Here is an 11,745-nt window from a genome sequence, read left to right as displayed (position 1 = left end):
ATAGTCGGGTCATGGACGAACTAGATTCGGCGTTGATCCGTCTCCTCCAGTCGGATGCGCGGCTCTCCAACCGGGAGCTGGCCCGGCAGCTCGGCATCGCGCCGTCCACGTGTCTGGAGCGGGTCCGCGCGCTCACCCGGCGCGGCGTGATCCGCGGCTATCACGCGGACATCGACCCGATCGCGCTCGGGCGCAGCGTGCAGGCGATGGTGTCCGTGCAGGTACGGCCGTTGAACCGGGACGTGATCGAGGCGTTCAAGGCCGCGGCCAGCGAGATGACGGAGGTGCTGAGCGTGTTCGTGCTGGCCGGCGGCGACGACTTCCTGCTGCACGTGGCCGTGCCGGACCTGGATCACCTGCACGCGTTCCTGCTGGACCGGTTGAGCAAGCGCCGGGAGATCACCGGCTTCCGCACCTCGATGATCTTCCAACAGATGCAGAACCAGACCCCGGCCCCGCTCCCGGCGCGGTGAGGCCCGACACGGTCAGGCCCGGTGCGGTCAGGCCCGGTGCGGTCAGGCCCGGTGCGGTCAGGCCCGGTGCGGTCAGGCCCGGTGCGGTCAGGCCCGGCGCAGCAAAGCCCGCCGCAGTTAACCCGGAGCATCACAGCCCGGCGCAGCAAAGCCCGGCGCGGTCAGGCCCGCCGTCGGCATCGACGACGGGCCTTTGACCTTGCGCCCACGGACCCCGCAGGGAGGAGCGCCAGCGACGACCGGTGCCCGCGGGAGCTCGCGGAACCGGACCACGCTGGAAGCGGGAAATCCAGTTCTTAATGCTCTTTCGCCTCTTGAGGCGATTTTGTCCCTTCCGGATCGCCCGGCTCACACCGCTCCGGCGAGGCAACGCCCGGATCGACCTCCCGAACCTCGTCCGACGTGAACGAAGCGGACGAGGCGGACGAAAAAGACAAGGCCGGCGTGTTGTCCGAGGACGGCACGCCGGAGGCGGACGGCAGCGTGGACGCGATCTGGTCCGGCAGCGGTGGCATCCCGAACGCGGGCGGCGCCGGAGATGCGGGCGCGACCCACGGCAGCGGCGGCAGCGCGGGCGGCGAGTCGCCGGCCGGGGAGCAGAGCGGGGAGCGTTCGCCCATCCAGCGGATCACCCAGGCGCCGATCGCGGCCGCGATGAACGAGCCGGCCAGGATGCCGATCTTGGCCTGGTCGCGGAGCTGCTGGTCCTCGAACGCGAGGTCCGTGATGAACAGCGAGATGGTGAAGCCCATGCCGGCCAGGATCGAGCCGCCGAGCAGGTGGCTGTAGCGGACGCGGCCGGGCAGTACGCCGAGGCCGGTACGCAGCGCGATCCAGGACGCGCCGAAGATGCCGAGGGTGTTGCCGGCCACGAGCGCGATGATCACGCCGATGGTGAGCGGCGAGACCAGTGCGTCCGCGACCACGTCGCCGGTGAGCCGCACGCCCGCGTTGGCCAGGCCGAACGCGGGGATGACCAGGTACGCGGACCAGGGGTGCAGCCGGCGTTCCATGCGTTCGCTGGCGCTGACGGTCGCGGCGGCCTGGAGGACCGCGAGCTGGGCCCGTTCCGCACTTTGCGACTCCATCAACGCGCGCCCGTAGAGCGGCACGCGACGGATCTGTTCCGGGGACGCGGGCTTCGCGGAGATGGACAGGCCGATCAGGACGCCGGCGAGCGTCGGGTGGACGCCGGACTCGTAGACCGCTATCCACATCGCGATGGTGAGGAACACGTACGGCGCGAGCCGCCACACCCCCAGCCAGCGCAGCAGCAGCACCGCGCCGAGCAGCACCGCGGCGAAGATCAGCGGTCCGACGTCGACGGAGTCGGTGTAGAAGACGGCCAGCACGCCGATCGCGCCGATGTCGTCGACCACCGCGAGTGTGAGCAGGAAGACACGCAGCTGGTCGGGGCAGCGCGGTCCGAAGAGCGCGAGCACGCCGAGCACGAACGCGGTGTCCGTGGACATCACCACGCCCCACCCGCGGGCGGCGTCGCCGGACGGGTTGACGGCCAGGAAGATGGCGATCGGCAGGATCATGCCGCCGATGGCGCCGAGCGTGGGCACGAGCATCGTGCGGCGGTCGCGCAGCTCGCCGGAGACGGCCTCGCGGCTGATCTCCAAGCCGAGGACCAGGAAGAACACGGCCATCAGCGCGTCGTTGATGACGTGGTGGAGGTCCATCTCCAAAGCCCAGCCACCGACGTGCAGCGAGACGTGGGTGTGCCAGAGCGCGAAGTACGACTCCCACCAGGGGGAGTTCGCCCAGGCGATGGCGAGCACGGTGCCGATGAGGAGGGCGGCGCCGCTGCCGGCCTCGTTACTCAGGAACGAGCGCAGGGCGGGGTTGAGTTGAGGGGTGGCGATTCTCAGCGCGGGTCCGGGGCGAGGTGGTGCGGTCACGCGGCCACCCTAGCCAAGACCACGCGGCCGGCCGGAGCAATGTCGCCGGAGCGTCGTCCGGCCGGCGAGCGAGAAGTTACTTCTTCTTCTTGTTCTTCTTGTCCTTCTTCTTCTTGTCCTTCTTCGACTTCTTCGCCATGTGATGCTCCCCTCCGAGATCGCCGCGGCAGGTTTCCGCGGAAGTCACGATCTAGCCACCTTAGCGTCACCTGGCGACGTGGAGTAGCAAAACTGAACCGTGGGGCCGGTGAGCCCCGTATCGCACGGCAGGTGTCCCACATGCGATGTGAGACACGGACGGCGGGCCGCATTCGTGGCAAAGTCGGACCCGAAGACCGGGGCACACACACGAGAAAAGCGAGAACCGATGAGCGAAGAGAAGACCGGCAAGGCGCAGATCGGTGTCACCGGCCTTGCCGTCATGGGGCGCAACCTGGCCCGCAACCTCGCCCGTAACGGCTTCACGGTCGCCGTGCACAACCGTTCGCCCGAGCGCACCCGCACGCTGGTCGCGGACCACGGCGACGAGGGTACGTTCATCCCCGGCGAGTCGCTGGAGGAGTTCGTCGCGTCGCTGGAGCGTCCGCGCGCCGTGATCATCATGGTCAAGGCCGGCGGCCCGACCGACGCGGTGATCGACGATCTGGTGCCGCTGCTGGAAGAGGGTGACATCGTCATCGACTGCGGTAACGCGCACTTCGCGGACACCCGTCGCCGTGAGGAGGCGCTGCGCGCCCAGGGCCTGCACTTCGTGGGTACGGGTGTGTCCGGCGGCGAGGAGGGCGCGCTGCTCGGCCCGAGCATCATGCCCGGTGGCTCGCCGGAGTCGTACACGAAGCTCGGCCCGATGTTCGAGGCGATCTCGGCCAAGGTGGACGGTGTGGCGTGCTGCGTGCACGTCGGCCCGGACGGTGCCGGCCACTTCGTGAAGATGGTCCACAACGGTATCGAGTACGCGGACATGCAGCTGATCGCGGAGGCGTACGACCTGCTCCGCGAGGGTCTGAACGCGACTCCGGCCGAGATCGGCGAGATCTTCGAGCAGTGGAACCAGGGTGACCTGGAGTCGTTCCTGATCGAGATCACCGCGCAGGTTCTCAAGCACACGGACGCGGAGACCGGCAAGGGCTTCGTCGACGTCGTGCAGGACCAGGCGGAGCAGAAGGGCACCGGCCGCTGGACCGTGCAGTCCGCGCTGGACCTGGGCGTGCCGATCACCGGCATCGCGGAGGCCACGTTCGCCCGGTCGATCTCCGGCCACGCGGAGCAGCGGGCTGCCGCGGTGCGCGCGTTCGGCAGCGCCACGTCGTCGCTGGAGGTCACCGACCGCGAGCAGTTCATCGAGGACGTGCGCCGCGCGCTGTACGCGTCGAAGGTCGTCGCGTACGCGCAGGGCTTCGATCAGATCCAGGCCGGTTCCGAGGAGTTCTCCTGGGGCATCGACCCGGGCGCGATGGCGACGATCTGGCGTGGTGGCTGCATCATCCGGGCCCGCTTCCTGAACCGCATCCGTGAGGCGTACGACGCCGACCCGAAGCTGCCGTCGCTGCTGGTCGCGCCGTATTTCGCGGAGGCCGTGCAGAGCGGCGTGGACTCCTGGCGGCGGGTCGTGGCCGACTCGGCGCGCGCGGGAATCCCGGCGCCGGCGTTCTCGTCCTCGCTGGCCTACTACGACGCGCTGCGCCGCGACCGGCTGCCGGCCGCGCTGATCCAGGGCCTGCGGGACAACTTCGGTGCGCACACGTACCGCCGCGTGGACAAGGACGGCTCGTTCCACACGCAGTGGGCGGGCGACAAGTCCGAGTCGCCGGCGTAATTTTTCTGAACGGCCCGGGGGATCTCCCCGGGCCGTTTGCGCTGACATATGCCGGGAACCGCATTAGTCCGGCGCCGTGCGGTCCCACGGGTCAGCCTGGGGACATGAAGGCGGTTACCTGGCACGGCCGGCGGGACGTGCGCGTGGAGTCGGTCCCGGACCCGGAGATCTACTACCCGACGGACGCGGTCATCCGGGTCACCTCGACCGGCATCTGCGGCTCGGACCTGCATCTCTACGAGGTGATGGGCCCGTTCATGGGCGACGGCGACATCCTCGGGCACGAGCCGATGGGCATCGTCGAGGAGGTCGGCCGCGAGGTCACGAACCTCAAGCCGGGCGACCGGGTGGTCATCCCGTTCCAGATCTCCTGCGGCGACTGCTTCATGTGCCGGCAGGGCTTGCAGACGCAGTGCGAGATCACCCAGGTGCGTACGCACGGCATGGGCGCGGCGCTGTTCGGCTACACGAAGCTCTACGGCGAGATCCCGGGCGGGCAGGCCGAGTTCCTGCGTGTGCCGCACGCCCACTACGGCCCGATCATCGTGCCGCCCGGCCCGCCCGACGACCGGTTCGTCTACCTCTCCGACGTGCTCCCGACCGCGTGGCAGGCGGTGCGCTACGCCGCGATCCCGCGCGGCGGCACGGTCGCGGTGCTCGGGCTCGGGCCGATCGGCGACATGTGCGTGCGCGTGGCGCGGCACCTGGGCGCGGGCCGGGTGATCGCGGTGGACATGGTCCCGGAGCGGCTGGCCCGCGCGGCCGCGCACGGCGCCGAGGTGCTCGACTTCGACGACCACGAGGACAAGCTCGGCGACGTGATCCGCGACCTGACGGACGGCCGTGGCCCGGACTCGGTGATCGACGCGGTCGGCATGGAGGCGCACGGCGCGCCGCTGGGCAAGTTCGCGCAGCGTGCGGCCGGCCTGCTGCCGGACGCGATCGCGGCGAAGGTGATGGAGAAAGCCGGCGTGGACCGCCTGGTGGCGCTGCACACCGCGATCGACGTGGTCCGGCGCGGCGGCACGATCTCGCTGGTCGGCGTCTACGGCGGGATGGCCGACCCGATGCCGATGCTCACCCTGTTCGACAAGCAGATCCAGCTGCGGATGGGCCAGGCCAACGTGAAGCGCTGGGTCCCGGAGATCATGCCGCTGCTGACCTCGTCGGACGACGTGCTCGGGGTGGACGACTTCGCCACCCACCGGATGCCGCTGGACGACGCGCCCGCCGCCTACGAGGCGTTCCAGCGGAAGACCGACGGCACCATCAAGGTGCTGTTGAAGCCCTGATCAAGGGCATCACACGGTACGGGATCTGCGTCTTCAGCGCGATCACGCTGGCGGAACGCTCGATCGCCGGCACCGCCACGATCCGGTCGATGACCCGCTGCAGGTCCGCGTTGCTGCGCGCGACCACGCGCAGGAACAGGTCAGCGGTGCCGGTGACGGTGTGCGCCTCCAGCACCTCCGGGATCCCGGCCAGGTGCGCGGCCACCGCGTCGTGGCCCTCGTCCTGCCGGATCTCCAGCGTCACGAACGCGGTCACCTCGAAGCCGAGCGCGGACGGCGCCACGGACGGCGCGAACGACGTGATCACGCCCTGCTTCTCCAGCCGGTCGAGCCGCGCCTGCACGGTGCCGCGGGCCACGCCGAGCCGCCGGGACGTCTCCAGCACGCCGATCCGCGGCGCCTCCGCGAGCAGCTCCAGAATCCGGACATCGAGGTCGTCGATCACGCACTCTGTATAGCAATCTTCTGCTTCGGTGGGCAGGTTGTGCGGTCTTTCGACGTTCATTTGCGCCGGCCCGCGGATGCCGGTGCGATGGGGTCACCCCTTTTTCTCCTCGGTTGGAGGCCCGCCGTGACCAGCGCACCGCTCACCGATCAGGAACGTCAGGCACAGCTCGACGCCGACACGCTCCGCCAGCTCGTCGGCCTGGTGGAGTACGACGCCAGCCGCGACCCGTTCCCCGTGACCGGGTGGGACGCGGTCGTGTTCGTGGCCGGGAACGCCACCCAGACCGCGCACTTCTACCAGTCCGCGTTCGGCATGGAGCTCGTCGCCTACTCCGGGCCGGAGACCGGCAACCGCGACCACAAGGCGTACGTGCTGAAGAGCGGCTCCTGCCGGTTCGTGATCAAGGGCGGCGTGGACCCGGCCAGCCCACTGCTCGACCATCACCGCGCGCACGGCGACGGCGTCGCGGACATCGCGCTCGAGGTGCCGGACGTGGACCGGTGCATCGCGCAGGCCCGCGCGGCCGGTGCGACCGTGCTCTCCGAGCCGGAGGACGTCACGGACGAGTTCGGCACGGTGCGAATCGCGGCGATCGCGGCGTACGGCGACACCCGGCACACGCTGGTCGACCGGTCCGGGTACACCGGGCCCTACCTGCCCGGCTACGTGGCGCGCACCTCCTCGTTCGTGAAGCGCGACGGCGCACCGAAGCGGCTCTTCCAGGCGCTGGACCACGTGGTCGGCAACGTGGAGCTGGGCCGGATGGACGAGTGGGTGGACTTCTACCGCAAGGTCATGGGCTTCGTGAACATGGCGGAGTTCATCGGCGACGACATCGCCACCGACTACTCCGCGCTGATGAGCAAGGTGGTGGCGAACGGCAACCACCGGGTCAAGTTCCCGCTGAACGAGCCGGCCGTGGCGCGGAAGAAGTCGCAGATCGACGAGTTCCTGGAGTTCTACGGCGGGCCGGGCGCGCAGCACCTGGCGCTGGCCACGAACGACATCCTGCGCACGGTCGACGTCATGCGCGCCGAGGGCGTGGAGTTCCTGGCCACGCCGGACTCGTACTACGAGGACCCGGCGCTGCGGGCGCGCATCGGCGAGGTGCGCGTGCCGGTCGAGGAGCTGCAGTCCCGGGGCATCCTGGTCGACCGCGACGAGGACGGCTACCTGCTGCAGATCTTCACCGCGCCGATCGGCGACCGGCCGACCGTGTTCTTCGAGCTGATCGAGCGGCACGGATCGCTCGGCTTCGGCAAGGGCAACTTCAAGGCGCTGTTCCAGGCGATCGAGCGCGAGCAGGAACGCCGCGGAAACCTGTAAAGTTCTCGCTTTTACCCGCCCGGAACTTCACCCTACGTGACATTCCGGGCGGGCGTTTCTTAGGCTTTCATTAAGTTCCGCCGGGCATTCCCAAATCACTCCGCTGCGTCGATCCGTCCCGCCGTCTGCTGCGTACTGCGGGTTGAGGCCGTTCGCGGCCTCGATGCGGGCCGCCCGGCACACCCCTTCAGCCGGGCCCGGCCCGGCGACGGACGGAGGGCGGCATGGAACGGGCCACGGCCACCGATTTCGAGGCGGGCCAGGCTTTCGCGGCGGACTCGGCGGCACCGATGTGGGAGGTCCCGGACCGGCCCGGCGAGCAACGGGCCGCGATCTTCGGGGGCCCGGCCCCCGCTGGCCCGGCCGCCGCGCCACCGTCGGCCACGCCCCCACCGCCCGCTCCCGAGCCGGCGTTCGACCCGGAGGCGGACCTGGAGGACCGGTTCCCGCAGGCGCCGCGGACCAACCGGGACGCCTGGCGTGGCATCGAGACCCCGGGCAGCGTGTCGACGCTGCTCAAGCCCGCGGAATCCGGCGCGCCCCGCGAGGACGAGCCGGTGCTGATCGACCTGGGTACGCCGTCCGGCGTGAGCGCGGAGCCGCGTGGGCTGCGCGCGCTGTTCGCCGGGCTGACCGGGCGGTCGAAGAAGCCCGGCACCCCGAAGCCGCCGAAGCAGTCCCGGAAGAAGGGGCGGGCGGAGACGGACGAGGAGCCGTGGATCGGCGGCGTGCCGGGCGGCGACGGCGCGAGCGCGACCGATGCGGGCGGCGCTGGTGGCGTTGGTGCTGCTGGTGGCGTTGGTGCTGCTGCTGGCGGGCGGGAGCAGTCGTGGCCGGCGCCGGTGCCGCAGAGCGCGCCGGCCTTCGGGGACACGGACGAGCCGACCGTGAGCAGCGCGGAAACGGCGTGGCCCGCGGGTTCCTCCGGTCCTGCGGCGTTCAGCGGACCGGATGGTGCCGGCCTCAACGGCGGAGCAGGCGCTTCCGGCAGCTCCGGCGCGGCCTCGTTCGGCGGGGACGCCGTCTCGTCCGGCGGGGACGCCGTCTCGTTCGGCGGGATGGCCGGTTCGCCGGGCACTTCCGGCGGCTCCGGCCCGACCGCGTTCGGCGGGGACGCCGGTTCGCCGGGCATTTCCGACGGCTCCGGTCCTGCCTCGTTCGGCGGGGCAGTCGCCTCGCCGGGCGCTTCCGGCGGCTTCGCGGCCTTCGGTGGATCGGACGGCTCCGGCTTCTCGGCCTTCGGCAGCCCGACGGCGCCCGCGCCGGACCTGCCCGGCACGTTGGACGCCCCGGCTCCCGGTCCCGTGCCGGCCGTCGACAACCCGGAGAGCAGCGGCGGCACCCGTAGCTGGGGCAGTCCGGCCTCCTGGCCGTCGACGCCGACGCCGTACACGCCGGCCACCGGCATGCCCGCGCCCGCACCGGTCTCCTGGCCCGACGCCCGCACCCCGGAACCGCCGGTCGCGGCCGCCCCGGTGACGCCGGCCCTGGTCCCGCCGCAGCCGGTCTTCGCGCCGGAGCCGCCGCCGTTCGACGCCGGGTCGGCGTCCGGCACGACGTCCGGCACGACGTCCGGCACGGGAATCCCGGCCGTGGGAACGACCGACCCGATGTGGGGTACCGCCGCGCTCGCCGGTGACACGGGGAAGCCCGCGGACTCCGGCTCGGCGTCGGAGTGGTTCACGCACGTCGAGCCGCGGCTGTCGGACCCCTCCGCGCCCTCCGGACCGGCCTGGGTCGAGACGCCGAAGAACACCGGCGAGACCTCGCAGAACTGGACCGAGCTCACGCTCTCACCGCCGACGTCCCCGGCGGGCCCGGTCGCACAGGCGGCCTCCGCTGCCCCGGCCGCGCCGACGACCGCTCCGGACGTGCCGGACCTGCCCGCTCCGGGCCAGGCGGGCAAGCCGGTCACCTGGAACGAGCCCACGCGCAACGGCCCGATCTGGACGTCCGACGCCGCGCCGTCCCCGGTGGCGGAGCCGCAGCCCTGGACCGAGGCGCAGAGCCAGAACGGCTGGGCGGAACGCCCCCCGGTCGTCGACCTCTGGGCCGATGCGGACGGCAAGTCCTGGACCACCACGAAACCGGCCGGCGCGGAGACGTCGGAGTCGTCGGTCCCCGAGGTCTCCGCACGGAAGGTGCCGACCTCGAAGGCCGCGAAGTCCGCGAAGCCCGGGAAGACCCCGAAGTCCGCCGCGGCCGAAACTCCGGCGGCGCCCCCGGTGCACGACAGCCCGGCCGGATCCACGGCCACCCCCACCGCGGCCGCACCGCGGTGGGACACCCCGGCCGCCGCGGGCACGCGCGAGAACGAGCCGGCCACCACCCCCCGGGACGAGCCGGCCACCGCGCGCTGGGACGAGCCGACCGACCGCTGGGACGCATCGGTCACCACCGACCCGCGCGGCACCGACGCCGCCGGATCCCGCCGGGTCGAGCCCGCCGCCGCGCCCGGCTGGGACGAGCCCGGCACGCGGGACGCCGACGATCCCTATGCCATGTATCGCCGGCCCGGCGCCGGGAACGAGGACGGGCGCAGCCGGCACGCGGACGACGGCGACAAGGGCTGGCAGGAGATTCCGCGCCCGTCGTGGAGCGACCAGCCCGCCACCGCGTCCTGGGACAGCCGCCCGTCCTGGGCCGCCGACGGCACCGGAAAGCCCGCGGAGGACGCGGAACAGCGCGGCAACGGCACGCGGGAGACCCCGCCCGGCTGGGACGGGCGTGCCGCGCGCGTCGGCGAGGAGATCGCCGGCCACGACGACCGCCCGCACCACAGCACGCCCGGCGCCGCACAGAAAGCCGCCCAGACCACCGGTCGTGACCAGGTCCCGGGTCACGACCGGTCCCGGACTGAGGACACCTGGACCGCCGTTCCCGCGCCGCCGCCGCACCTGGCGACGCAGCCCTCCCCCGGCCCCGACCGTCCGGCCCCGCCCGGACGGCGCGCGGCCGACCGCCGACGGCGGGACGACGGTCCTCGGCACGGCGATCGGAGTTCCGAGTCGTACCCTCGGGTCGATGTCATCGGTTCTGAGAGCCGCCGTGGCGGTAAGGGAAAGCTGCTGGTGACGCTCGGGATCGTGGTGGTCGCGGTGGCCGTGGTCGGCGGCGGGCTGGCCGCGCTGCGGAACGTGACCGGGCTGAACCTGACCGCGGCCGGCAACGGCCCGCACGCGATCTCCGCGCCGCTGGACGGGCGGGAGAAGCTGGCGTTCGACCTGGTCTCCGGCGTCACCTCGGTGACCGTGACCAGCGACGACCTGCAGGGCGACCTCTACCGGATCGCGACGCCGGACGATTCGAGCATGCGCCCCGAGGTGATCGATCAGGGCGAGCGGGTGCAGCTGCAGATGGCCGAGACCGGGGACAGCGGGCCGAGCCTGGTGGAGATCCGGCTCAGCTCCGAGGTGACCTGGGACCTGCGGCTGACCGGTGGTGCCACCGAGCACGTGGTCGACTTCAGCAAGGGCAGGATGTCCGGTTTCGACGTGGTGGGCGGCGCGACGCGGCTGGAGCTGACGCTGCCGGATCCGGACGCGTCCGTGCGGCTGAAGATCAGCTCCGGGCTCAGCCAGTTCGTGCTGCGGACGCCGGCGGACACCCCGTCACGGCTGCGGTTCGGTGCGGGCGCGGACAGCGTCACGCTGCTGGGTGACGGCCGCGGGCGGGTCGCGCCGAACTCGCGGTTCACACCGAAGGCGTGGGACGGCGCGAAGAAGCGCTACGACGTGGACATCGCGGCGGGCGTCGGCACGTTCACGCTGGAACAGCGGTAGAGACGGCAAAGGGGGCGCCCCCCGGCGCCCCCTCACGACTCAGTAGAACAGCTGCTTGATCCAGCCCCAGACGTCCATGACCCACTCGGTCTGGCGCAGGAACGAGAAGCCGACACCGATCAGGAACACACCCACCACCAGGTACGCCCCGCGGGCGCTGCGCCGGACCCGGCCCAGCTGACGCTCCCACACCAGGCGGCCGACCAGACGGGCGAGCGCGAACAGGCCGACGGCCACCAGCAGCGTCATCGCGTAGATCAGGGCCGAGCCGGCGAACTGGCCGCCGTCCCAGATCGCCCAGATGCCCCAGCACACGAACGAGAACACCACGCCGAGACCGGCCCACTCACGGCCACGCCGCAGCTGCTCGCGGAACGGCACCGAGGGCGGCGGAGGCGGCGCGTCGGGCCAGCCCGTGCCGGTCGGCTCGTGCGGCGACAACTCGTGCTGGGTGTGGTCGTCGTGCTGCCGCGTCTGCCGAGCCGCCACGGAGGCGCGCCCACGCTGGAAGTTCAGCTGCGTGGGGTCCCCGTGGTGATCCGGCGCGTCCACGAACGGGTCCGACGCCGGCGGGTACATCTCCGGCGGGACCGGGACGGTCCGCTCCGCCCATGACTGCGTCTGATCTGCCATAGCTCCTCCCCCTGTCGGGCCTTGCACCATCGAGCGTAGCGAGCCCGCAAATAGCTGGCCCTCATCGA

General features: G+C 71.8%; 8 protein-coding genes. 5 read left to right on the top strand and 3 right to left on the bottom strand.

From position 1 onward, the window contains the following. Positions 1-11 precede the first annotated feature (11 nt). A complete protein-coding gene (locus tag OP04_RS36690; RefSeq protein ID WP_033344518.1) occupies positions 12-473 on the top strand; it encodes an Lrp/AsnC family transcriptional regulator in 462 nt (153 codons plus the stop codon). Between the two features lie 296 nt (positions 474-769). On the opposite strand, the gene nhaA is transcribed toward OP04_RS36690, so the two are convergent. Continuing rightward, positions 770-2,380 carry a Na+/H+ antiporter NhaA gene (gene nhaA / locus OP04_RS36685; RefSeq protein ID WP_085067057.1) on the bottom strand — a complete coding sequence of 537 codons (1,611 nt, stop codon included), beginning with the start codon at positions 2,378-2,380 and terminating at the stop codon, positions 770-772. Positions 2,381-2,747: 367 nt separating this feature from the next. Here nhaA and gndA point away from each other — a divergent pair, with 367 nt between their 5' ends. Continuing rightward, positions 2,748-4,196 carry an NADP-dependent phosphogluconate dehydrogenase gene (gene gndA, locus OP04_RS36680; protein WP_033344517.1) on the top strand — a complete coding sequence of 483 codons (1,449 nt, stop codon included), beginning with the start codon at positions 2,748-2,750 and terminating at the stop codon, positions 4,194-4,196. Between the two features lie 104 nt (positions 4,197-4,300). Further along, positions 4,301-5,488: a zinc-dependent alcohol dehydrogenase gene (locus tag OP04_RS36675; protein WP_033344516.1), complete on the top strand. Its 1,188-nt coding sequence runs from the start codon at positions 4,301-4,303 to the stop codon at positions 5,486-5,488. Here the strand turns inward: OP04_RS36675 and OP04_RS36670 are convergent. Next, complete coding sequence (locus OP04_RS36670) at positions 5,466-5,930, bottom strand: Lrp/AsnC family transcriptional regulator (protein WP_232323877.1); 465 nt, start codon at positions 5,928-5,930, stop codon at positions 5,466-5,468. The genes OP04_RS36675 and OP04_RS36670 overlap by 23 nt on opposite strands. A 129-nt stretch (positions 5,931-6,059) precedes the next feature. Here OP04_RS36670 and hppD point away from each other — a divergent pair, with 129 nt between their 5' ends. Continuing rightward, positions 6,060-7,262 (top strand): 4-hydroxyphenylpyruvate dioxygenase, encoded by a 1,203-nt coding sequence (hppD, locus tag OP04_RS36665; protein ID WP_033344514.1) that lies wholly within the window; start codon positions 6,060-6,062, stop codon positions 7,260-7,262. A 224-nt stretch (positions 7,263-7,486) separates the two neighbouring features. Continuing rightward, positions 7,487-11,044 (top strand): hypothetical protein, encoded by a 3,558-nt coding sequence (locus tag OP04_RS50505; protein ID WP_051799642.1) that lies wholly within the window; start codon positions 7,487-7,489, stop codon positions 11,042-11,044. A 39-nt stretch (positions 11,045-11,083) separates the two neighbouring features. Here OP04_RS50505 and OP04_RS36655 read toward each other — a convergent pair whose 3' ends face one another. Beyond that, a complete protein-coding gene (locus OP04_RS36655; RefSeq protein ID WP_033344513.1) occupies positions 11,084-11,677 on the bottom strand; it encodes a hypothetical protein in 594 nt (197 codons plus the stop codon). Positions 11,678-11,745: the final 68 nt, after the last annotated feature.

Origin of the sequence: Catenuloplanes japonicus (assembly GCF_000717135.1) — a bacterium.
Taxonomy (GTDB): Bacteria; Actinomycetota; Actinomycetes; order Mycobacteriales; family Micromonosporaceae; genus Catenuloplanes; species Catenuloplanes japonicus.
The sequence above is the reverse complement of the archived record's forward strand: the minus strand, read 5'-3'. Positions and strand labels throughout refer to the sequence as shown.